This is a genomic window from Actinoplanes philippinensis (assembly GCF_900113015.1).
In the GTDB taxonomy this organism is placed as follows: Bacteria; Actinomycetota; Actinomycetes; order Mycobacteriales; family Micromonosporaceae; genus Actinoplanes; species Actinoplanes philippinensis.
Genome location: NZ_FONV01000014.1, coordinates 156,832 through 178,082 on the forward strand (window position 1 = coordinate 156,832; position 21,251 = coordinate 178,082).

20 protein-coding genes and 1 tRNA gene are annotated in these 21,251 nt (G+C 70.4%); 9 read left to right on the forward strand and 12 right to left on the reverse strand.

The window, feature by feature from the left end:
* Window positions 1–43: 43 nt before the first annotated feature.
* Window positions 44–1,315 (reverse strand): SGNH/GDSL hydrolase family protein, encoded by a 1,272-nt coding sequence (locus tag BM290_RS34410; protein WP_093620107.1) that lies wholly within the window; start codon window positions 1,313–1,315, stop codon window positions 44–46.
* Between the two features lie 150 nt (window positions 1,316–1,465).
* Here BM290_RS34410 and BM290_RS34415 point away from each other — a divergent pair, with 150 nt between their 5' ends.
* The gene (locus BM290_RS34415) at window positions 1,466–2,515 is read left to right on the forward strand and encodes an endo-1,4-beta-xylanase (RefSeq protein ID WP_093620108.1); all 1,050 of its coding nucleotides are present in this window, start codon (window positions 1,466–1,468) and stop codon (window positions 2,513–2,515) included.
* A 54-nt stretch (window positions 2,516–2,569) separates the two neighbouring features.
* Here the strand turns inward: BM290_RS34415 and BM290_RS34420 are convergent, their stop codons facing one another.
* Window positions 2,570–3,766 carry a DNA polymerase III subunit delta' gene (locus BM290_RS34420; protein WP_093620109.1) on the reverse strand — a complete coding sequence of 399 codons (1,197 nt, stop codon included), beginning with the start codon at window positions 3,764–3,766 and terminating at the stop codon, window positions 2,570–2,572.
* A 211-nt stretch (window positions 3,767–3,977) separates the two neighbouring features.
* Here BM290_RS34420 and BM290_RS34425 point away from each other — a divergent pair, with 211 nt between their 5' ends.
* The 3 genes from BM290_RS34425 to BM290_RS34435 all read left to right on the forward strand — a co-directional run bounded on the left by BM290_RS34425 (window position 3,978) and on the right by BM290_RS34435 (window position 5,724).
* Window positions 3,978–4,304, forward strand: a complete 327-nt coding sequence (locus BM290_RS34425) for a hypothetical protein (protein WP_093620110.1) — start codon at window positions 3,978–3,980, stop codon at window positions 4,302–4,304.
* A 1-nt stretch (window position 4,305) separates the two neighbouring features.
* Window positions 4,306–4,602: a hypothetical protein gene (locus BM290_RS34430; RefSeq protein WP_093620111.1), complete on the forward strand. Its 297-nt coding sequence runs from the start codon at window positions 4,306–4,308 to the stop codon at window positions 4,600–4,602.
* 516 nt (window positions 4,603–5,118) lie between these two features.
* Window positions 5,119–5,724, forward strand: a complete 606-nt coding sequence (locus BM290_RS34435) for a hypothetical protein (RefSeq protein WP_239143914.1) — start codon at window positions 5,119–5,121, stop codon at window positions 5,722–5,724.
* Between the two features lie 38 nt (window positions 5,725–5,762).
* Here BM290_RS34435 and BM290_RS34440 read toward each other — a convergent pair whose 3' ends face one another.
* Window positions 5,763–7,790 (reverse strand): hypothetical protein, encoded by a 2,028-nt coding sequence (locus BM290_RS34440; protein ID WP_143134029.1) that lies wholly within the window; start codon window positions 7,788–7,790, stop codon window positions 5,763–5,765.
* Between the two features lie 148 nt (window positions 7,791–7,938).
* On the opposite strand from BM290_RS34440, the gene BM290_RS34445 reads away from it, so the two are divergent.
* Window positions 7,939–8,781, forward strand: coding sequence for a PSP1 domain-containing protein (locus BM290_RS34445; protein WP_093620114.1), 843 nt, complete (start codon window positions 7,939–7,941; stop codon window positions 8,779–8,781).
* A 9-nt stretch (window positions 8,782–8,790) separates the two neighbouring features.
* Here the strand turns inward: BM290_RS34445 and BM290_RS34450 are convergent, their stop codons facing one another.
* Window positions 8,791–9,159, reverse strand: coding sequence for a VOC family protein (locus tag BM290_RS34450; RefSeq protein ID WP_093620115.1), 369 nt, complete (start codon window positions 9,157–9,159; stop codon window positions 8,791–8,793).
* A 63-nt stretch (window positions 9,160–9,222) separates the two neighbouring features.
* Here BM290_RS34450 and BM290_RS34455 point away from each other — a divergent pair, with 63 nt between their 5' ends.
* Both BM290_RS34455 and BM290_RS34460 read left to right on the forward strand, forming a co-directional pair.
* Complete coding sequence (locus BM290_RS34455) at window positions 9,223–9,678, forward strand: MarR family winged helix-turn-helix transcriptional regulator (RefSeq protein WP_093620116.1); 456 nt, start codon at window positions 9,223–9,225, stop codon at window positions 9,676–9,678.
* Window positions 9,679–9,721: 43 nt separating this feature from the next.
* Complete coding sequence (locus tag BM290_RS34460) at window positions 9,722–9,982, forward strand: hypothetical protein (protein WP_093620117.1); 261 nt, start codon at window positions 9,722–9,724, stop codon at window positions 9,980–9,982.
* A gap of 6 nt (window positions 9,983–9,988) precedes the next feature.
* Here BM290_RS34460 and BM290_RS34465 read toward each other — a convergent pair whose 3' ends face one another.
* Entirely contained in the window at window positions 9,989–11,698 is a 1,710-nt protein-coding gene (locus BM290_RS34465; RefSeq protein WP_093620118.1) for a metallophosphoesterase, read from the reverse strand.
* 57 nt (window positions 11,699–11,755) lie between these two features.
* Between BM290_RS34465 and BM290_RS34470 the strand changes: the two genes are divergently transcribed.
* A tRNA-Thr gene (locus tag BM290_RS34470) sits at window positions 11,756–11,829 on the forward strand.
* Window positions 11,830–11,846: 17 nt separating this feature from the next.
* Here the strand turns inward: BM290_RS34470 and BM290_RS34475 are convergent.
* From BM290_RS34475 to BM290_RS34490, 4 genes are all read right to left on the reverse strand, one after another.
* Window positions 11,847–12,509, reverse strand: coding sequence for a tyrosine-type recombinase/integrase (locus tag BM290_RS34475; RefSeq protein WP_203779627.1), 663 nt, complete (start codon window positions 12,507–12,509; stop codon window positions 11,847–11,849).
* Between the two features lie 184 nt (window positions 12,510–12,693).
* Entirely contained in the window at window positions 12,694–13,080 is a 387-nt protein-coding gene (locus BM290_RS49270; protein ID WP_203779626.1) for a hypothetical protein, read from the reverse strand.
* A 199-nt stretch (window positions 13,081–13,279) separates the two neighbouring features.
* Window positions 13,280–13,837: a Uma2 family endonuclease gene (locus tag BM290_RS34485; RefSeq protein ID WP_093620120.1), complete on the reverse strand. Its 558-nt coding sequence runs from the start codon at window positions 13,835–13,837 to the stop codon at window positions 13,280–13,282.
* Between the two features lie 416 nt (window positions 13,838–14,253).
* A complete protein-coding gene (locus tag BM290_RS34490) occupies window positions 14,254–14,991 on the reverse strand; it encodes an LPXTG cell wall anchor domain-containing protein (protein WP_093620121.1) in 738 nt (245 codons plus the stop codon).
* Between the two features lie 286 nt (window positions 14,992–15,277).
* Between BM290_RS34490 and BM290_RS50235 the strand changes: the two genes are divergently transcribed.
* Entirely contained in the window at window positions 15,278–15,775 is a 498-nt protein-coding gene (locus tag BM290_RS50235) for a sortase family protein (RefSeq protein WP_239143913.1), read from the forward strand.
* A gap of 54 nt (window positions 15,776–15,829) precedes the next feature.
* Here the strand turns inward: BM290_RS50235 and BM290_RS34500 are convergent, their stop codons facing one another.
* The 3 genes from BM290_RS34500 to BM290_RS34510 form a co-directional block, all read right to left on the reverse strand.
* A complete protein-coding gene (locus BM290_RS34500; RefSeq protein WP_093620122.1) occupies window positions 15,830–16,291 on the reverse strand; it encodes a hypothetical protein in 462 nt (153 codons plus the stop codon).
* Window positions 16,291–19,818, reverse strand: a complete 3,528-nt coding sequence (locus BM290_RS34505) for an ALF repeat-containing protein (RefSeq protein ID WP_177320015.1) — start codon at window positions 19,816–19,818, stop codon at window positions 16,291–16,293. The genes BM290_RS34500 and BM290_RS34505 overlap by 1 nt, the downstream gene beginning before the upstream one ends.
* Before the next feature lie 211 nt (window positions 19,819–20,029).
* On the reverse strand, window positions 20,030–21,208 hold the full coding sequence (locus BM290_RS34510; RefSeq protein ID WP_093620124.1) for an MFS transporter: 1,179 nt from the start codon (window positions 21,206–21,208) through the stop codon (window positions 20,030–20,032).
* Between the last annotated feature and the right edge of the window lie 43 nt (window positions 21,209–21,251).

The window sequence follows — 21,251 nt, forward strand, 5'->3', positions numbered from 1 at the left end:
GTTTCGGAATGCGGCCGAGTGCGAGGCGAGGTCCAGGTGGTTGTCAGGGGTGCTGGAAGCCGCTCAGCCGGATCGCGGCCGCCATCGCCGCCATCCCGGCGTCGTTGGGATGCAGGTGGTCGCCGCTGTCATAGGCGGGGGCAAGGCGCAGCGGATCGGCCGTATCCCGGACCGCGGCGTCGAAGTCGATCACCTCGTCGTACTCGCCGGACGTCCGGATCCAGCGGTTCAGCGCTGACCGTTTGCGTTCGTTCTCCGGCGTGAAGAAGCCGAGCGTGTCGCCCTTGAACGGCAGGATCGTGGCGCCGTGCGTCCGCAGTCCGGCCTGCCGCGCCCGCGCGATCAACTGCCGGTGCCCGGCGATCAGGTCGGCCGCCGTGACCACCTCGCTCGGCGGGGCCACGGTCCCGGGATGACCGAGATCGTTCACCCCGAGCAGCACCACCAGATGCCGCGCGCCGGGCTGCGCCAGCACGTCCCGGTCGAAGCGGCGCAGGGCGCTCTGCGCGAAGTACGCCGCGAACGTCTCGGCCGGGTCGCCGGCGGGCGGGTTCGGGTCGTGCAGCAGCCGGTTGCCGGAGACGCCCACGTTCGCCACGCCGAGGCCGATGCCGGCCTTACGGAAGCGGGCCGCCAGCAGGTCCGGCCAGCGGTGGTTGGCGTTCGTCTCGGTGTTCGCCCCGTTCGTGATCGAGTCGCCGAGCGTGACGACCGTACCCGCGCCACTCCGGACGCTCACCCCCGACAGGAACAGGTACTGCGTGATCGTGCTGGTCGCGGTGATCCGGGCAGCGCCGGTGACGTTGCCCGCGGCGATCGCGTTCTCCTGGAAAGCGAAGGCCGCCAGCGTCGTGACCGGGGTGCGATCCGGCAGGTAGAGGCTGATCACCAGGTCGGCGCCGGGCGTGACCGACAGCCCGACCGGGTCGCTGAGCAGCGGCGCTCCGGCCGGCACGGTGGCCGATCGCTGTCCGCTGAAGGTGACCCGCCGGTCGGTCCCCGGCCGCGCGTCGGTGCTCGCCCCGCTGCCCGCCCGGATCGCCACGTGCACCTCACCGACGTGCAGCGGGGTGGCGCCGAACTCGTTCGTCAACCGGATCCGGAGCTGGTCGCCGCCGGCGCTGGTGTGCACCACCTGCCGTACCGTCCGGCCGGTCAGCTCCAGTGGCGGCCCGGGCGGGATCGTGGTCGGCGCGGCGGCCCACGTCGCGGCCCAGCCGTCGTCGCGGCCACCGGCCACGGCCGGGGTGGGCAGAGCCACGGCGGTGACCGCCGCACCGGAGGCCAGGGCCAGGATCTCGCGTCGAGTCGACATGTTCACTCCGAAACTTTCGGAAACCGGGTAGTCGAGTGCCCGTAACGTAAATCGACGTTCTTCCGTAGTCAACCATTGACCGACGTCGGTGTGTGTGCCTAGCGTTGCGCCCTGACACCGAAACATCACCGAAACTTTCGGGAGGATGGGATGGCTACCCGACGTAACGTCCTGGCCGTCGTCGCGCTGGCGCTGGCCACCGTCGTGAGCGGTGCCGCACCGGCCGTCGCCGGCGCGGACACCGACACCCTGCGCGCCGCGGCCCGTGGCAGCGGCGTCCGCATCGGCACCGCTGTCGACATGTCGGCGCTCGCCTCGGACGCCGACTACCGGGCCATCGTGGCGAGCCAGTTCGACTCGGTCACCGCCGAGAACGTGATGAAGTGGGAGGCGATCGAACCGGAACGGGGCCGCTACGACTGGGCCGCCGCCGACCGTCTCGTCGACTTCGCCCGCGCCAACGGGCAGGTCGTCCGCGGGCACACCCTCGTCTGGCACAACCAGAACCCGGCCTGGCTCACCGAGGACGCCTTCACCCCGGCGGAGCTGCGGCAGATCCTCCGCGACCACATCAAGACGCAGGTCCGCCACTTCAAGGGCCGCGTCTACCAGTGGGACGTGGTGAACGAGGTCTTCAACGACGACGGCACGCTGCGCGACACGATCTGGCTGCGGGCCCTCGGACCCGGCTACATCGCCGACGCGTTCCGCTGGGCGCACGAGGCCGACCCGAAGGCGAAGCTCTACCTCAACGACTACAACAACGAGGGCGTCAACGCGAAGAGCGACGCCTACTACGCCCTCGCGAAGCAGCTGCGGTCGCAGGGCGTGCCGATCCACGGGTACGGCATGCAGGGACACCTCGGCGTCCAGTACGGCTTCCCGGGCACCGTCTTCGACAACGTGCGCCGCTTCGACGCACTCGGGGTGCAGACCGCCTTCACCGAGGTCGACGTGCGCATGATCCTCCCCGTCGACCCGACGAAAGAGCAGGCCCAGGCGTACGGGTTCAGCACACTCCTGCAGGCCTGCCTGCTCGCCCGGCACTGCGTGTCCTACACCGTCTGGGGCTTCACCGACCGGTACTCGTGGGTCCCCGGAGTGTTCGAGGGGCAGGGGTCGGCCACCCCGTACACCGAAAGTCTCCAGCCCAAGCCCGCCTATCAGGCCATCCGGAACACCTTCCTGCTCGCCCGCTGACCGCGTCGCGGTCGTGCCGGCCCGTCCACCGGCACGACCGCGACGCTTAGCCGGTCACCCTCGCCAGAGGGTGACCATCATCGCCTCCAGGGCGACCTGTGGCTTCACGTTCTTGTCGATCGCCTCGCGGCAGGTAAGCACCGCTTCCAACCGGCGCAGGGTGCTCTCCGGCGACCACTTCTCCGCGGCCGCCGACGACACCGGCGCCAGGTCACCGTGCACCACCGGCACCGGGGCCCGCATCGAGGTGACCAGCACATCCCGGTAGAAACCGATCAGGTCCTGCAGAGCCCGGTCCAGCGCGTCCCGCTGGGCCCGGGTCGCCCGCAGCTTCTGATTGCGCTCCAGCTCCTTCAACTGCCCGGCCGCGCCCCGCATCGCGCCGGTCGCACCCCGGCCGGTGCCGCCCGCGCCGAGCGCCCGCTCCAGCGCCGCCCGCTCCGCGACGTCGAGCTCGGCCACCGCGTTGGCGGCCTCGGTCTTGGTCGCCGCCTCCAGTTTCGCCGCGACGTCGAAACAGGCCCCGATGCTGGTCAACCGGCGCGGCACCGAGAGCACCTCCTCCCGGCGGCCGCGAGCCTCCGGATCGGCGGCCAGCTGCCGGGCCCGCTCCACATCACCCTGCGAGGCCGCCGCCGCCCAGCTCGCCTGGTCGGGCGCCACCCCGAACCGCTGCACCAGGAAATCGGCGACCGCGGCCGACGGTGGCTGCCGCAGCGACACCAGACGGCAGCGGGACCGGATCGTCACCAGGATGTCGTCCGGATGCACCGACGGCGTGCAGAGCAGGAAGACGGTCCGCGGAGACGGCTCCTCGATCGCCTTGAGCAGAGCGTTGCTGGCCCGCTCGTGCAGCCGGTCGGCGGCTTCGATGATCACCACCTGCCATCGGCCGCCGGTGGGCGCGCTGGCCGACCGCAGCACGACCGCCCGGGTCTCCTCGGTCTTGATGGTCAGACCCTCGGTCGTCACCACCTGCACGTCGGCATGTGTGCCGGCCAGCGTCGTGTGGCAGCCGTGGCACTCACCGCACCCGGCGCCGTCACGCTGACACTGCAGCGCCGCCGCGAACACCCGCGCCGCGACCGTGCGCCGCGACCCCGGTGGGCCCGTGAAGATCCACGCGTGTGTCATGCCGCCACCGCCGGGCTCTCCCGCCACGATCCGGGCGGCGGCCGCGGCGGCCCGGCGCAGCGCGTCGACCGGCTCTTCCTGGCCCACCAGCTCGGAGAAGACGTCATGCGAAGTCACCCGACGATGGTATTGCGGGCCCCTGACAGAAACCGCTCCCGGTTGGTGTTGATCACGCAGTGTAATCGCGATTCATCTTTGTGTGACGCTCGGTGGTGGTGTCGGAAGTTATCCACAGGGGACACTGCGGCCGTAGCGGGAGGGTGACCTGAGCGGGTACGGTCTCAACCCGGAACGCGACGGCGACATGACGCGCGGTGAGGAGCCATGAATGGCCCGCGAGATCGACGAGGCGTGGATCGACGAGGCAATCGACCGATATCGGCACATCGAGGACCTGCGTGCCGAGTTCGAGAAGGCCGTCGCCATCCACACCGTGTCGGTGCACTCTCCGGACCAGTCCATCGAGGTGGTCGTGACCGCCGCGGGGGACATCGTGGACGTTCGCGTGCACGGTTCACTGCACCATCGTCAGCCGATCGAGTTCGCCCGTGAGATTCGATCCGTGGTGACCAGCGCGGCCAAGGCCGCCCGCTGGGCCAGGGAGAAACTGCACGGTGAGGTGTTCGGATCGTTCCGCACCCTGGAGGAGCACTGAAGTGGACCGACTAGCCGACCAGATCGACCATGCCGCCGCGGCGCTGGCCATCATGGACAGTCGGGTGCCAGAGCTGCTGCCAGGCGCCGCAGACTTCGCCGCCGACGACGCCGGCCGCCCCGGCCGCATCGGCCGGGCCCTCTACGCCGGCTGGTCAGCGGCGCTGGCCGCCCGAGCGCGAGAGGCAGCCGACGCCTCCTCGAAACTGACCGAGATAGCCCAGTCGGTCCGAGCGGGCGCCAACGCCTACACCGAAACCGACGACCTGGTCCAGCGCCGCTTCCAGCGAGGCCTCTGATGCCTCCCAAGTCATCCACAGCCTCCCAGCGAGTTCTCCGGTGACCCGCCCGGCCCAGGCCGCCCAGTCCACCACTCGCCGATCCCGCCCCTCGCTCCACCGAAGCGGCCCCGTACCCACCAGGATTCCACCTCCCCTCGCGACCGCAGCCCGCCCTTCCGCCCCCCGGTCGTCGCTCCGGCTCGCACCCAGCGGCCCTTCCACGGCCTGGGCAGCGCCCGGACGCGTTGCTCGGTGCCGCCCGATCGCACGTGGCGCTCCAACCCTGGCCCTCGTCAGTCAACCCGCCCCAGCGACCAGCTCGGAATTTCCCTCGATGGTTCTCGGTGAGCCGGCTCGTGTCGTGACTTCGGCGGTGGCCTTTTCCTTCCTTCGTCCTGATCACCAGCCAGGGGGCCGGTCCGGGCTGCGGGCGGGCGAATCGGGTCGTAGCGCTGTTCTCCGTGGTCGCCGGGCGGGTTCGCTGACGCGCTGTGCTGCCGCGGCGGGACCGTCTCGCCGTCGGCGAGGTCGATGATGGATCGGCTCGACGAATTGCTGACCGCCGCCGGCCCTCTGCTCCAGCGGGTCGACGAGGTGCTCTCCGGAATCGGGGCACCCGGTGGGCACGGTGTCTGGCGGGAGCTGCGCCGGGTTCGCCTGCTTCCCGGAGACGCGGCCCGTGCGGTGGCAGCTCTGCGTCCCGCGGCGATTCGCGAGGCGGCACCCGAGCTGCGGGCCGACGCGCGGACCTATGCGGACCTGGCCGACGCGCTGCCACTGGCCACCAGCTGGACCGGTGAAGCCGCGGAAGCCTACGAGAAGGCCCGTCGAAGCGCCGCCGAGCACCTCAACGGCGGCCCCGACAGCCTCGGCCATCGCATGTCGGCGACCGCAGACCTGGCCGACTCCCTCATCGGCTGGATGCTCGGTATCCGGGCCGACCTGGCCGCGGTCCTGACCGAGGTGATGATCTCCACCGAGGCGGTGGTCCTCACCGCCGGAGATCACCCACCGGCCGACCAAGCCGACGCGGCCGCCGCGATCGGTGCCCGTCTCCTACGAACCGTCGCCGACGGCTACGACGAGGCCGAAGACCTGTTGACCGGCTCCGCCGACCTGCAAAGTCCTCTGCACGTCTGACCGGACCCCGGACTCTCCGGAGGGCTTGGAGGTTGTGGTCAGGAGCGCTTGCGCCTGCGTGAGGACAGAACGATGGCGGCGGCTCCAGTAAAGATCATGACGAAGCCGGCGATCAGCAGGGACACCGTTCGCGGGCCGGTGACCGGGAGGGCGCTGGTGCGCCGGGCCGCACCGGACAAGGCGGGGCTCTGACCAGGCGTGACGGTGCTGCGCCGGGCCGCACCGGACGAGGCGAGGCTCTGACCAGGCGTGCCGCCTTGGCGCGTCGTAGCGCTTGGACCGGGCGTAGCGCCTTGGCGCGACGTAGCGCTCGGATCGGGCGTAGCGCCTTGGCTGGGCGTAGCGCCTTGGCTGGACGTAGCGCTACGACTCGATGTGCCGCTCTGCCCGGACGCACCGCCCTGATTCAGGGGGCCGCTTCGGCCGTTCGTGATGCCATGGCCGGGCGCGGCGTTCGGGCCGGTGCTCGTGCCCCAGCCTGGCGTGCCGCTGTGGCTGGCCGTGGTGCCGTGGCCGTTTGTGGCGCCCTGGCTGGGCGTGATGCCGCGGCTGGGCGTCGTGCCCTGGCCGGGTGTGGTGCCGTCGCCGGGCGTGGTGCTCCGGCCGGGAGTGCCGTTCTGGGTGGAGATGGCTAGGCCGGAGGTGTAGCCCTTGCCGGAGGTGTAGCCCTTGCCGGAGGTGTAGCCCTTGCCCGAGGTGTAGCCCTTGCCGGGGATGCCGGCCCGCGACGGGGTGTGGCCCGGGTGACCGGCCTGTTTGCCGGTGGGGGCTACCGCGGCTGCCTCCAGCATGCCGATGGCCACGTCGGCGACCACACCGGATGGTCCGGCCGGAGGCTGGCCGGCCGTGGTGTCCACATTGCGGGTCAGCGTCACTCGAACTGCTGTGGCCCGGGCCGCGACGGCGTTGTTCTTGGTGGCCTGACGGGCCTCGCCCAGAGCGATACGCAGCGTGGAACCGGGGCCGGATGCCGGGGTGGTCTCGGGGGCCGCGGTCACCGGAAGGCCGGAAACCTGCGGGATCGGCAGGTCCCCGATCGGGCCCAGGCGTGGTGGCAGGGACTCGATCGGACGCATTTCCTCACTCAGCGTGACCTCAATATGGTCACCGGCAGTGTCGAGCCGGGTCTTCTTGCCGTTCTTGGTGCTCACCTCTACAACCGCCGGCTGATATTCGACTCTGCTCTGTCCGGTGGCGGTCATGCTGGCGCGGAGCTGCGGGGCCTGTAGGACGCGAAGCCGCACCTCGTTGTCGGCCAGGCTGATCCGGCCGGCGGTGATAGTCGCCGAACTGGCCGACTGTGCCGTGCCGCCACGGAGCCGGAGAGTGGTGCTGGTTCGGCTGGTGATCTTCTCCGGGATGCGTACCAGGGAAGCGCTCCCGCCTCCGGCGATCGTGAGCCGGCTGATCTCGGCCGATGCCGTCGAGGTGTCTCCGGCCGCCTTTTCGCAGGCCATGCCGTGTGCCCAGGTGGCCCGGGCGGTGAGGCGGCCGGCGCCGACCTGCATCGGGCCGAACTTCTTGGAACCGGTACGCCGGCTCGCTCCCTCGGGACCGACCGGGGGCGCCTGCTGAACGACCAGCTCGTTCCGCTCCTTGGAGCCGGTGACCTGCCCGTTCAGGATCCGTGCCGCGCCGGCCGAGTTCACCGGTCCGTTGGCGATCAGCACGGTCCGGACATCTCCGAGCCCGACCCCGCTGACGGTTGGATCCGTTCTACCGTCTCCCTGTCCGCTTTCGTTCGTCGAGTTCCGGCGGATCGGCTGGCTCGGCTCGGTCTCGCCGCCCACGTCAGCCTCGCCGGGTTTCCGGTCCGAGGCGGTGCCGGCTCCCGTCGTACCACCAGAAAGGGCCGGGCCGAGATCGAGCCGATTGACGCGCAGAAGCTCGGCCGAGGACTGGGCGGCATAGTTTTTCGGCCGGTCACATGTCCGGGACGCGAAAGCGGGCGCTGAAGCGGCCGGAGTGAAGGTGAACGGCGCGGCTGAAGCGGGTGTCGGGACGGTCAGCGTGCCCGCCAACCCGAGCGCTACGACACCGGTGGCTACCGAGCGGGCGGGAGTCATGGCTGGTCCTTTCGAGGCGTCAACGCGTCTACGGGACTGGCCAACGAAGGTCGATTGGCCCGGTTGCGCGGCATCTATGCGACAACCCTCGCGGGTAGTTCAAATCCGGCATTTGGTGCGGCTTGCCAACCGTCGTAGGGTTGGTCGCATGGGCATGCTGTGCGCGGTCAGCTTCAACCGGTACGGCCGCCTCTACTACCTCGATCCCGCCGGGTTCGCCCCGGCTGTCGGTGACCGTGTGCTGGTCCCGACCGATGACGGTCCCGAGGTGGCGGAGTGCGTCTGGGCGCCGCAATGGGTCGACGAGGACACCGACGGGTTCCCCAAGGTCGTCGGGCTCGCCGATGATCAGGACCTGCGCCGTGACGAGACCCTGCGTAAACGCAAGGCCGAGGCCAAGGTCGCCGCGAAGAAACTGATCAAGGCCCACGACCTGCCGATGAAGGTCGTCGCCGTCGACCATGTGCTCGACCAGCCGGGCAACGGCGGCGCGCGCACCACCATCTACTTCACGGCGCCGCACCGTGTCGACTTCCGATCACTGGTCCGTGACCTGGGCGCCACCCTGCACTGCCGGGTCGAGCTGCGGCAGCTCTCGGCGCGTGACTCGGCGCGGGTGCAGGGTGGCATCGGCTCGTGCGGGCGCGATCTGTGCTGCGCCACCTTCCTGACCGACTTCGAGCCGGTCACGATCCGTATGGCGAAGGACCAGGATCTCCCGCTCAATCCCCTGCGTATCTCCGGGGCCTGCGGGCGCCTGATGTGCTGCCTGAAGTATGAGCACCCGCTCTACCAGCAGTTCCAAGCGTCAGCGCCGGCCATCGGCACGCGCGTCACGACTCCGGAGGGTGACGGGCGAGTCGTGGCGCACAGTGTCCCCAAGGACTCCGTGGTGGTCCGGCTCGACGCCGACGGCTCCCGGTGCTCCTGCTCACGCGCCTCGGTGTGCGGGCCGCGGCAGGCGCACGACGAGCGGTATCCGGAGGGCTGAACCGCCCGCTCAGGCGCGGTCGTGCAGGGTGATCCGATAGCCGTCCGGGTCGGCGAAGGTGAACGTCCGCCCGAAGGGGCCGTCGATCGGCGCCGAGACGATGGTGTGACCGTCGGCGACGAGGGCGTCGTGGCTGGCCTGGACGTCGGTGGCGTGGAGCCAGATCGCGGCCCCGATGCCCGGCTGCGCCACGGAGGCGAGATCGGTGCCGGGAACGATGTCGCGGAGCGCGAACGTGATCGGTTTCGTCTCGAAGACGACGGCGTGCGGAGGCCCGGCCGGCGAGCGGACGAGGCCGAGGTACTTCTCGTAGAACGCCTGCGAAACGTCGAGGTCACGTGCCTGCAGCGAGATGAAGTCGGGACCGGTGACGGGCATGGTGCTGCTCCTTATCTTCGTGTCAGCCAACTGACACGCATCACGGTATGTCAGAATGCTGACATGGGTCAAGACGGTGCCGGCATCAACCTGGAGACGTCGCTCGGCTACCTGCTGAAAGAGGCGTCGAGCGTCCTGCGCACAGCCATGGAGGAGGTGCTGCGCCCGCTCGGGATGACCGTGACGCACTACTCCTGCCTCGAGTTGCTGGCGCAGCGGCCCGGCCTGTCCAACTCCGAGCTGGCCCGGGGTGCGTTCGTCACCCGGCAGTCGATGAACGTGCTGCTCCAGGCCTTGGAGCGGGACGGCTACGTGACCAGGCCCGCGCAGGCGCCGGTCGGCAAGGTCCTGCCCACGCGGCTCACACCCAAAGGGCGGCGAAACCTGGAGAAGGCGACCGCGGCGGTACGGTCGGTCGAGCTCCGCATGCTGGCCGGCCTGACCGATTCCGAGCAGGCGGAGGCGCTCCGGATCCTGAAGGCGATGATCCACGGGCTGACGCGAATCGATCAGTGCTGATACTTTCCGGTGGCTGTAACACTCACGGGGAAGGAGCGCAGTGATGCGCCAGAAGAGCAAGATCGCATTGGCCGTCGCGGCGATGGGCGCCGGCCTGCTGTCGCCGATCGCCGCGCAGCCGGCACAGGCCGCGCCGGCCGCCGGCTGGACCGAGGTCGCGCAGTACGGCTACTACGACGACTGCGAGGTGGCGGGCCTCCGCGGTCAGAACAAGCGCTGGTGGGTCACCTACCGCTGCATGGTCTCGCTGCCCAGCAAGCCAGGTAAGCCGGGGGTCTACCACCTCGAGGTCAAGTACAACTGAGGTGGCTCAGCCGACCCTGATCGGCGGTTCGATGCGGTGTACGGTGAGCGGCGTCCGTGGGCGCAGCCACGGTGCATGCGGCTCGCCGTCGGGGTCGGCCTCCCACTCCTTGCAGATCCGCTGGACGCCGAGCGGGTGGATGGTGAGCGTGCCGTCCGCGTCGATGTGCAGCCGCAGGAAACTCTTGGCGTGTTCGATGCCCTGACCGGCGTAAAGCTCGTTCAGGTTGACGTCGAAGCGGGCCGCGATCAGCAGGTAGAGCGCGACGAGCTGGGTGGAGACGATCGCGATCAAGGGTCCGTAGGCGACCGCCGCCACGGCCAGCGGCCCGGGCCACTGCCAGTTGCGGAACGGGAACTGCTCCCACACCCACGTGCCGGCGATGACCAGCCCGATCTGGCTCAGGCCGTGCGCCACACCGAGCACCCAATGGCGTACGTGCCCGTCCGGCTTGGCGAAGAGCACGGTGCCCGCCATGATCACTACCAGCATCAGGACCAGCGGGATGCTGAACAGCCGCTGGATGTTGCCGCCCTGGCTGATCGCGCCGGCCATGGCCAGCATGGTCAGCGTGTGGATGATGCCGAGCATGGTGGCGAACCCGGCGTTGCGATGCGGCACCCGGTGGAAGACACCCCAGCCCAGCCGCCACGACGCCGTGGTGTCGGGGAAGGTCGCCTTCCGCTCGTACCGCCGGCTGCGGCTGCGGCTGCGCGCGAGGGTCTCCTTCGGCGGCACCATCAGATGGTCCGGCAGGTTCTGCGTGCCGAGCGTGTACGCCCCACCGCCACCACAGGTGATCAATTCCCGGTCCTCGCCGGAATAGCGCGCATAGTGGTGCAGGTCGCCGGAGACGAGCACCCGGACCTGGGCCTGCGTGGGGCCGAGGATGGTACGGATGAAGTAGTCGACAGCGTCGTACGCGTCCGGATCCTGTCGCGCCTTGACCCACGTCGGCGAGGGTGTCATCAGGATCACCCGGTCCTCCGGCCCGACATGCTCGGCGGCCCGCTCGAAGTAGAGCAGCTGCGGGTCGTCGATGTAGGCCCCGAACTGCTCGTCCACCGCGAAGAGCCACCAGTTCGCCGGCAGTTTGACAGCGAAGTACGACCGCCGCTGCTCGGTGCGCCACCCGCCGATGTGCCCGTCCTTGCGCCGGGCGAAGAGCCGCAGGAAGGCGGTCAGCCCGTCGTACCAGTCGTGGTTGCCGGGCAGCGCGAACAGCGTGGGCCGGGGTGCGCCGGCCGGCGCCTCGGGCAGCGCGGCCCGGTACGGGCCCTTCATCCGGTTCTCGTAGCCGTCCCCGCTGGCCAGCGGATACACCTGGTCGCCGCCCATCAGCAGCAGCCGTCCGCGGGGCAGCCGCTCCCCGTCTACCGCCAACTCCTCCTGCGCCAGCAGATAGGCCATCGAGTAGGTGGCGTCGAACCCGTCCCCGAGATCGGCGATGTAGTCCAGCCACAGCTCGCCGGTGGCGGTCGCCGAATGGTCGAAGACGTCCCCGTCGAGGGCGTTCTGCAGCTCCCGCTTGTCGAGGTAGGCCCCGAACAGGATGTGCAACAGCGTCCGCAGCCCGGTGCTGAGCAGAAGCAGCGGCGCCAGCCAGCCGATCGGACCTTTCCGGGTGAACCCGAGCTCCTGCGGATCGAGGCTTCGTGGCCGATTCGGCACACTGGGTTCGGACTCGTCGAGACGCTGTCGGGGAGCGATGGTCACCGAACGATCCTCCCCGGTGAGGGCGTGTCCGTCTATGCAGTACACTGGCTAATCGTTGCCGCCTTAGCTCAGTCGGCTAGAGCGACGCACTCGTAATGCGTAGGTCGTCGGTTCGATTCCGACAGGCGGCTCAGAGGGAAAGCCCAGGTCATTGACCTGGGCTTCTTCTTTTGAACAGCTCGACGACGGTGTCCGGAGCGCCAGTCCGCATATAGTCCGCACCCTGCCGAGCCGCCTGGTCGAGGCGGTCCGCCACCTGGTCGAGGTCGTCCTCGAACAGGTCCGCGTACACGTCCAGGGTCATCGCCGCCGACGCGTGGCCGAGCATCCGCTGAACCGCCTTCACGTTCCCGCCGGCCGCGACCGCGAGTGACGCCGCGGTGTGCCGCAGGTCGTGCGGAGTCAGCCCGGTCAGGCCCACCGACTCGGCCGCCGGGGTGCAGAACCGGGGCCGGAAGTTCGTGTTGCGTAGTGGGCCGCGGTTCGGGGCGGTGAACACGAGCGCGTCCTTCGGCCTGCCGGCCACGTGGGCGGCCAGTTCGTCGACCAGAAAGCGGGGGATCGGCACCGACCGCCGGTGGTGACTCTTCGGAGTGCCCTCGATCAGTTGCCCCCGGACCTCGCTGAACGCCACCGCCACGTTGACCCGCCGCCGCAGCAGATCCAGCCGACCCACCCGCAGCGCTGACATCTCACCCCACCGCAGGCCGGTGTACGCCAGGAAGCGCACCAGCAGCCCGTACGGCTCGCAGGCGTCCGCGAGCGCCGCGACCTGGGCGTGGTCGAGGAACACCGGTTCCTCTCGCAGCACCCGCGGCAGCCGCACACCGTCAGCGGGATTCCGGAAGATTCGGCCGTCCCGGACGGCATGGCCCAGGATCATCAAGGCGCCGCGCAAGCGCGGCGCTGGCCGGACGCGCTCGGCCTGCTGGCGGGCTCCGCCCGGCATCGGCCGGCGCACCGGCCGATTCGTGCTCCGGTGCATGACTGGGAGGTCATGCCGCGGGCGTGCTGCGATCATCGATTATGTCGTCATGAGCCATGAGCACCGCACCTTTCATAACCCGCCGTCCGCAAGGCCGGACGAGGTACGGATGGCCCTGGACCGCGAGGACATCTCCGGTGCCCTGGACGCCATGGTCGGATGCGCGCTGTACGGCGACGGCGACTGGAGAGAGGCACAGGATCTCTACCTGGCCCTGCTCGATCATGATGACCACCAGGTCCAGGCACTCGCCGCTACCTGCCTGGGGCACGTGGCGAGGGTTTACGGCCAGCTTGACGAGGGTCGCGTAGTCGCGGCGCTTCGCCAGGCACGTGCCCGGCCCCACGTCCGGGCGACCGCTGGCAACGCGCTGGAGGATATCGAGGTTTTCTTGCACCCTCGGCGTGCACGGAGGCGGGGACGGCTGTGGCGACTTGTTCGTCCATGGACCTGGTTCTGACGCTATCGCTGGACGCGGTAGAGGCAAGTTGAAGATGAGCGTGTGGTCGCGCTGAAGTTGCTGCCGCGCCGCTTCGCGGCTTGCCCTCGAAAGGTGGTGTCGGTGGGATGGCTGGAGCTGTCGGCGGCTGTGACCGTCAGCGGCGTACGAGGGACCGAGTGTCGAGTTCGAACCGGAACGGGTGCTCGGAGATCAGGCTTGCGCCGGTCTTCACGACGGCATCCTCAACGTAGTGGTGGCCGTCGAGGCGGTTGAGTCGCAGTGTCAGCGAGTCCGGCGCCTCGTGCTCGACAAGGAGGTACCACCCGATGCTGGCGGCGGCGTAGAGCTGCATTTTGAGCACGCGGTCCATGGCGGCGTTGCTCGGCGAAACGATCTCACCGATCAGGACCACCCGAGCGGCGTCCGCGGTGACGGCTTCCTCGTCTTGGTCCACCACGGCCAGGTCGGGAATGACGATGCGGCCGGTGTGCAGCCGGATGTTGATCGCCTCGTAGACGAAGAGCCCAGCGGGCTCGGCTCCTTCGTCCAGCGCGTTCGCCAGGCGGCGGGAGAGACGCTGATGGCTCATGCTCGGCGCGGGGCTCGCCACCAGGCTCCCGTCGATGAGCTCGATCCGGTCCGTCGTCTCGCCGAGCGCAAAATACTCGTCCTCAGTCCATGGACCGACGTGGTCAACTACTCCCACGCTCATCGACTACGTCACCTCCAGCAGCGGCTCATAAGAAGATGCTTCCGTCCACGGTACGGCACCTCAGGCAGCGCGGTGTTCCTGTGAAGCAGCACGGTGGCGTGAGTGGGAAGGCGGCCCGCCCTTGGCCGAGGTGGCGGCCATGCCACTCGACGGCCGCGCTGACGCTGGTCGGGAGCGGGCCGAACATCCTTACCTCAAGATCCAGTAGTCCGCATCCAGTCCGCACGAAGTCCGCAGAGACAGCGGAACGCTGTCAGATCTTGACAAGCGTTTCCGCAGCTCAGCGGACATCCGCGCAGCTAGATCAACTCTCTGGTTTGGTCTCGCAATGCGTAGGTCGTCGGTTCGATTCCGACAGGTGGCTCAACGAGAAACCCCAGGTCAGAGACCTGGGGTTTCTGCTTAAGCGGGTTGGGTCACGCCTCGAAACGCGACCGCCGGCGGCGTCCGATCACGTAACCGGCAGCGCCGAGCGCCAGGAGCGCCCCGCCGACGCCGGCCACGGTCCCGGCGGCCGCACCGGTCACCGGCAGCCCGCCACCCTCGCCACCGTCGTCCTCGCCGGCGCCCGCACCGGCCGAGGCGGTGACGCTGGGCGAAGCGGTCACCGTGGCGCTGGGCGTCGTGCCGGGCGTGACACTCGGCTTGACGCTCGGCGACGGCGACGGCTGCGCGGCACAGTCGAGCGCCCGCGCCGCGTACACGCCCTTGTTCAGGTAGGCGAGCAGCGCCTCGTAGGAGCCGTCGTCGAGCGTCTTGTTCGCGGCAGCCTTCACGTTGGTGCCGCCGTTTGTCATCGTCCAGCCCACCGAGATCCGCAGGGCGTGCATCCAGGACGTCAGCACGCGATCCTTGAGGAAGGCCCGCAGGTCCTCCTCGGTGCCGCCCAGCTTCTTCTCGATCTCCTCGGGGAGAACGATGAACGACTCGGCCTTCGCCTCCTCCAGGAGCCGGTAGGCCAGGACCCGCACCTCACCGGCGTTGGCCGTGTCCAGATCGATGGTGATCAGCTCACGGAAGTCCTGGAAAACCTTGGGCTGAACCGGCTGGCAGGCCTCGTTGAGCACGGGCGTTTCGGCGCCGGCGGCGGCGGGCGCCGCCGGAATGAGAAGAGCCAGCGCCATCAGAGCGCCGGCCGAGATCTTCTTGATCATGCAGGTGTTCCTCCCCGTTGGAGCCAAAGCCCGCAGATACTACCGTCGATGCCCGACGTCGACGCCCGGGCCCGTCCAAAACCGGAGATCAAGACCGGATCCGGGGTACGCCGGCAGCCGGCCCCGTGGCTGTCCGACACCGATCGGCTCCCCGCGCAACCCGCGTCAATGACCCGACCAGGGCCGTGGACGATGACGTTTTTCGATATCATGTGGACTCGTCACGCTCGTCGAAGGTCGATGAACATCATCCGAACGGGGTAGTCAATTGCGGAAGTCTCCCATTGTGCTGGCGGCTGGTGCGGCCGCTGCCGTCGTGTTGAGCGGGTCGATGGCGGCGCTGGCCGAGGCCGCCGCGGACGAGTCGCCGACGTCGCTGGTCGAGGACTACAGCTACCCGGGCGCCGCCCAGGTCGAGGCCGATCGCGGCATCAAGCTGATCAAGGGTGACGGTCACATCATGCTGGCCGACTGCGGTGCCGACCCGAACCTGCCGCCCGAGGATCTGATCCTGGTCCAGACCACGAAACCGGGCAGTCCCGCGCAGACGAACCACTGCTTCAAGGCCACCGGCACGTCCGGCGTCCTGACCATGGAGGTCGGCGACGTGTTCTTCATCCGCGGCGAGAGTGACCGCACCCTGGCTGCCAAGGTGCAGGTCCAGGACACCACCCCGGTCGTCGAGACCGAGAAGGTGGAGCCCGAGGAGTGGCAGCCCGTCGGTGTGGGCCAGGGCCGTGGCGCGGCCACGCTGCTCGAGCTGCGGTACCCCTTCACGAGCTAGGGACTCCACGAAACGGCCCGGCCGGCGAACGCCGACCGGGCCGTTTCGTGTGTGTCAGGAGGCGAACGGGCAGCCGACCGCGAGCTGGACGACGGTGAGCCGTCCGGACTCCCAGGCCGCGGTGTCCTCGTCCGAGAACTTCCACGCCTCGGCCATCACCCGGCTGGGCGCCGTCCGGTACGCCTGGATGTCGCACTGCGTACCGTCGGAGGCCTGCCCGCTGCCCGTCGCCGCCAGCTGACGGAGGGGGTCGGCCGCCTTGTCGGAGGCCGGCCGCATCACCAGATCGGGTCCGGCCACCGCCGCCCCGACGTCGGCGGGCGGTGGGACGAGGAACACACCGGTGGTGGCCTCGTCGTGGACGACGGCGGTCGCGTGCCGGCCGGCAACGGTGAGATCCGCGAGGTAGTCGTCCTCCACGCCGGAGCCGGTGCACGCGGAGAGCCCCAGCACGACGCCGAGCGCCACCCCCGCGAGGAGGGCGGCGCGCCGGCGTCGGCTGACGGCGTGGGGCATCAACAGGTCCAGATGTTCGACTTACAGATCAGGTCGTCCGCCTTCACCCGGTTTCCGCGGGTGGAGCCGGCGTAGCTGTTGCCCAGCTTGCCGAGGTTGCCGGTCGAGTTCTTGGCCTCGTTGAACCCCTCGTAGCCGACGTTGTACATGGCCGCCGCCAGCTCGTCGGGCGTGTAGGTGTTCTTCATCGCCTCGGTGGCGTTGGAGATCCCGTACTCCCGCAGGTCACGCAACCGGTAGGCGGTCACCTTGAAGCTCAGGTCCTGGTTACCCATGACATCGGTCCACTTCGCGTCCTTGAGCTCGGGGTGCCGCGCCTTGGTCTCGTTGAACGCCGCCTCCTGAATGTTGCCCCAGCCCAGCGACGGCGGCGAGTCGCCCTTGCCCAGAGCGCTCTTCACCTTGCGGTAGAAGCCCAACTTGTCGGCGGCCCACTGGCCGAACTGCAGCGAGTTGTCGATCGGGTACAGCTCGTCGGACCGGCCCACCTCGATCATGAGGACGGACATCAGCAGGCGCGGGTCGATGCCCGCGGCCCGGGCCTCGTTCACGATGCGGTAGCTCCACGCGTACATGTTGTCGCAGGTGTTCGGGAAAATGGCGAGCGGTCCCCGGAAGCAGGCGCCCGGCTTGCCCATCTTCTCCCAGACCATCCGCAGCGCCTCTTCCTCGGAGAGGTTCGTGCTGGCGCCGCCCGGTGTGGTGTTCGCCCAGATCGCGTCGAGCTCGTCGGTGCTGTACGGGTCGACCAGACCCCGCATCTCCTGCCGCCAGAGGGCGTGCTCGGCGTTGACCGCGTCCACGTACGCCGTCGCTGCGGCGTCCGCGTCGGCCTGCGCCTCCTGCGCGCTGGCCTTGGCCTTCTGAGCGTAGCCGCGAGCCCGGTTCGCCGAAGCCTGCGCCTGCTGCGCCGAGGCGGTGGCACGGGTGGCCGCGGCGGTAGCGGTCGCCGCCGACTGCCGGGCCGTGGCCGCCGCCGACTTCGCCTGCTGTGCGGACGCGGCCGCCGCGTCCGCGGACTTCTTGGCGTCGGCCGCCGCGGCGGCGGCCTGGTCGGCGTAGCCCTTCGCCTGAGCAGCCGCCTCGCTCGCCTTCCGCGCCCACTCGGCCGCCTCGGTGGCTGCCTTGTTGGCCACGGCCGCGACCCGGGCGGCCTCGGCTGCCTGCTGCCGGGCGAGCGCCGCATACCGGAGACCGTCGGCGACGAGCCGCTGCACGGTCACCTGGTGCACGTTCGTGTCGTAGTCGCGCATGGCCGCCTGGTACCGCTCGGACTCCAGGAACGCGCCGAGGTACGCACGCGGGCCGGAGAGGGCGATCTCCCCGGCGGCCTTGACCTCCGGGCCCCCGGAGTTGATCAACTGGCCGATCTCGACCCGCTGGTCCTTCTCGGCGGCGACGTACCGCCCGACGCGCAGGAATTCGTGCCGGGCGGCCGCTGTGCTGTTGAGCGCGGCCTCGGCCGCGGCCTTTGTCGCCGGACCGCCGGCGGTGATGAGCTGGGCGATCTCGATCCGGTCCTCCTGCTCCTTGGCAGGGTAGGACGGCAGGCGCAGGAACTGCGCCACCTCGGTGTGCGAGTTACGGTCCATGACGGCCTTGGCCGCGGTCCGGTAGGTCTCCTTGCCCGACTCGGTGGCCAGCTGGGCCAGCCGGTCCCAGTCGTCCTGAGCGGCCGCCGACTCCCGGCCACGGGACAGCCAGGCGCGCATGTCGGCCTCGTCGCCGACGAGCGCATCGGCGGCCGAGGCACGGGACCAGTCGCCCGCCCACGACGCCTCGGCGATCCGGATCGCGGCCTGCCGGCCTTTGTCCAGAACGGTGGCGGCCGGCGCGCCGGCGGCGCCCGCCTCCGCCAGCAGCTGCACGGTGGTGGCGTCGACGAGCTCCTGCTCCGGGGTGTCGTCGGGCACGTCGGTGGGCTTGACCAGCTCGGCCGCACGGACCTCGGCGGCCTTGGCCTTCCTCTCCTCGGTGTAGGTCCGCAGGTCCTCGGCCTCGGCGGCACGCGCCGTCTGCTCGATCGTCTGCGCCTGCTGTGCGGCGGAGGTGGCCGTGTTCGCGGCCTGCGCCGCGGCGTTCGCGTGCTGCGTCGACAGCTTCGCGGCCTCCGCCGCGGTGTGGGCGCGGGAAGCCGCCTCGTCCGCGGCGTTGGCCGCGGCCTCCGCGTGGTTGGCGGCGTCCGTGGCGAGCCGGTCCGCCTCGCGTGCGGCGGCACTGGCCTGCGCGGAGAAGGTGGCCGCGTTCGCGGCGGCTCGGTTCGCCCGCGCTGCCTGAGCGCGAGCCCGGGCGGCCTCCTCGCGTGCCCGCTGAGCCTCCGCCTGCGCCACCGCCGACTGCCCGGCGGCCTCGTCGGCCGCGGCCGCGGCCGCGTCGGCGTTGCCCAGAGCGCTCGTCGACGCCCGGGCGGCCGCCTGCGCCGCGTCCGAGGCGTCGGCGGCCGCACGAGCAGCGGCCGCGGACTGCTTCGCCGCTCGTGCCACCGCCCGTGCCTGTTCCGCGGCGACGCGGGCATCGTTCGCCTTGGTCGCGTCGGTCGCGGCCGCGGCGGCGGCCTGGTATGCCCGTGAGGCGGAGTCACCGGCCATCACAGCGGCGTTCGCGGCGCGGGACGCCGCGGTCGTGGCGCGCGCGGCCGCGTTGTTGGCCGCCCGAGCCGCGGCGACGGCCTCCCGCGCCGCGGCGGCGGCGCGCTTGGCGGCGTCGGCAGCCCGGCCGGCGGCCCGGGTCGCCTTCGTGGCCGAGTCCTTGGCGGCCAGGGTCTCGGCAGCCGCCTTCTGAGCGGCCTCCTTGGCCTCCTGCGCGGCGGCCACCGCCTTCGCCGAAGCCGCCTTGGCCGCCTCGGTCTCCGCAGTAGCGGTCTGCTGCGCCTGCTTGGCCAGGTCGACGAGCTGGGTGATGGTGGAGATCTCCACGTCCCGGGCCCGCGCGACGTGCTGGCCACGGTCGAGGAACTCGCGGATGTCCTGTGCGTTGCCGGCCAGCGCGGTCCGCGCGGCGGCCTGCACGACGGGTCCGCCCGCCGAGATGATCTGGGCCACCGCGATCCGGTCGTCCTGTGCGGCGGCGGTGTACTGCCCGCTCAGCAGGAACGCCCGGATCGCCCCGTCGCCCCCGCTGAGGGCGGACGTGGCGGCCGTTTTCGTCGCCGTCCCGCCGGAGGTCATGATGCGGCCGACGTCGACGCGCAGGTCCTGCTGGAACGGCGTGTCAGTGCCGCTGGCGAGGAACGTGTCGACGTCCGACGCCGAGCCGGCGAGCGCCTGGGTGCCGGCCGCCTGCATCGCCGGGCCGCTCAGCGTCATCAGCTCGCCGACGCGCACCCGCTGGTCGAGGACGCGCAGCTGGGGCGCGTCGGTGAGGAATTGGGTCACCGTGGCGTCCGAGCCGAGCAGGGCCTCCCGCGCGGCTCGCGACAGGGTCGGTCCCCCACTCTCCAGCAGGGCCAGAGCCTGCGCACGAGCGGCCGTGGAGGGCTCGGCCTCGGCGGCCGAAGCCGCCGAGCATATGCCCGCGACCAGCGTCAAAGCTGTCCCGGTGGCCGTAGCGGCACGCGCTAAGGCCCTGACGATCGTAGTCATCCGTCCCCCGTGATCCATCGACGGTGTTCTTTTTCAGCCCACAATAATGGACAGTCGGGCGAGAACAACCGGGACGCGTATCGCACCGCACAGAGCGGCTTAAGCGCCCAGAAGGATCAAAACCGGCACGGGGGTACGGGTGACCGCCCGGTCGTGGCTACCGGGCGGTGGGCTCGCGTAGTGCCGGGGTGAGCGCGAGTGACAGCACCAGCAGCATCGCCACCGCGAGCAGGCCGCGGGAGACGGTGAAGTGGTCACCCAGGAAGCCGATCAGTGGTGGCCCGCCGAGGAAGGCGCAGTATCCGATCGACGCCACCACCCCGACCCGGGCCGGCGCCTTGGCCGGCTCGTCGGCGGCGGCGCTCATGCCGACCGGGAAGCCGAGCGAGGCGCCCAGCCCCCACAGCAGCGCCCCGGCGAAGGCGACCGCCGGGTGCGGGCCGAAGACGAAGACCAGCAGGCCGGCCAGGCCGGTGAGGGCCAGGAGCCGGAGCACCGGCACCCGCCCGTAACGGTCCAGCAGGTTGGGGCCGAACCAGCGGCCGACAGTCATGGCGGCCAGGAACACGGCGAAGCCGAGAGTGCCGGTGGAGGCGTCGGTGCCCTGGTCGTCGATGAGCGCGATGTTGATCCAGTCGATGCCGGCGCCCTCGGTCAGCGCGAAGGCCAGCACGAACAGGCCGATCAGCAGGGTGCGTGGCTCGGTCCACGCGGCCAGCGCGCCACCCGAGGTCTTCTCGGCGCCCTCCTCGGCGGCGCTCTCGTCCGGGACGAACCCACGGACCGCGATCACCACCGCGGCCACGACCAGGACGCAGGCGGCGACCACGTGCTGGGTGACCGGGAGCCCGGCCTTGACCGCTCCGGCGCCGGCCAGCGCGCCGGCGACAGTGCCCACGCTGTACCCGGCGTGGAAGCGGGACATGATCGACCGGCCGAGACGGCGTTCCACCACGGCGGCCTGCACGTTCATCGCGACGTCCCACGCGCCGGTGGAGAAGCCGTAGACATAGAGCGCGACGACGACCGGGACGACGCCGTGCTGGTAGCCGATCGCGGCGGCGGCCAGCGCCGCGCCGAGCAGCACGGCCATCGTGCCGACCATGGCGCGGGAGCCGAAGCGGTGGACCAGGTGCCCGGCCAGCGGCAGCGAGGTGATCGACCCGGCGGCGATGGCGAGCAGCACCAGACCGATCCCGGACGGGGTGAGCCCGAGGTGGTCGCGGATCTGCGGGATGCGGGCGGCGAAGCTGGCCATGGCCACGCCGAGGAAGATGAAGGTGATGTAGACCGATCGGGTCGTGGCCCGCAGGTCGGCTGTCTCGACCGTACTCAAACGATGACTCCGTGCGAATGTGAGAGCGTTTGCTCTGCCCACG

What these genes read in the sequence shown, in the direction of transcription:
- BM290_RS34410 (WP_093620107.1), bottom strand. Translation starts at nt 1,315, where the DNA reads ATGTCGACTCGACGCGAGATCCTGGCCCTGGCCTCCGGTGCGGCGGTC.
- BM290_RS34415 (WP_093620108.1), top strand. Translation starts at nt 1,466, where the DNA reads ATGGCTACCCGACGTAACGTCCTGGCCGTCGTCGCGCTGGCGCTGGCC.
- BM290_RS34425 (WP_093620110.1), top strand. Translation starts at nt 3,978, where the DNA reads ATGGCCCGCGAGATCGACGAGGCGTGGATCGACGAGGCAATCGACCGA.
- BM290_RS34435 (WP_239143914.1), top strand. Translation starts at nt 5,119, where the DNA reads ATGGATCGGCTCGACGAATTGCTGACCGCCGCCGGCCCTCTGCTCCAG.
- BM290_RS34440 (WP_143134029.1), bottom strand. Translation starts at nt 7,790, where the DNA reads ATGACTCCCGCCCGCTCGGTAGCCACCGGTGTCGTAGCGCTCGGGTTG.
- BM290_RS34445 (WP_093620114.1), top strand. Translation starts at nt 7,939, where the DNA reads ATGGGCATGCTGTGCGCGGTCAGCTTCAACCGGTACGGCCGCCTCTAC.
- BM290_RS34450 (WP_093620115.1), bottom strand. Translation starts at nt 9,159, where the DNA reads ATGCCCGTCACCGGTCCCGACTTCATCTCGCTGCAGGCACGTGACCTC.
- BM290_RS34455 (WP_093620116.1), top strand. Translation starts at nt 9,223, where the DNA reads ATGGGTCAAGACGGTGCCGGCATCAACCTGGAGACGTCGCTCGGCTAC.
- BM290_RS34460 (WP_093620117.1), top strand. Translation starts at nt 9,722, where the DNA reads ATGCGCCAGAAGAGCAAGATCGCATTGGCCGTCGCGGCGATGGGCGCC.
- BM290_RS34485 (WP_093620120.1), bottom strand. Translation starts at nt 13,837, where the DNA reads ATGAGCGTGGGAGTAGTTGACCACGTCGGTCCATGGACTGAGGACGAG.
- BM290_RS34490 (WP_093620121.1), bottom strand. Translation starts at nt 14,991, where the DNA reads ATGATCAAGAAGATCTCGGCCGGCGCTCTGATGGCGCTGGCTCTTCTC.
- BM290_RS34500 (WP_093620122.1), bottom strand. Translation starts at nt 16,291, where the DNA reads ATGCCCCACGCCGTCAGCCGACGCCGGCGCGCCGCCCTCCTCGCGGGG.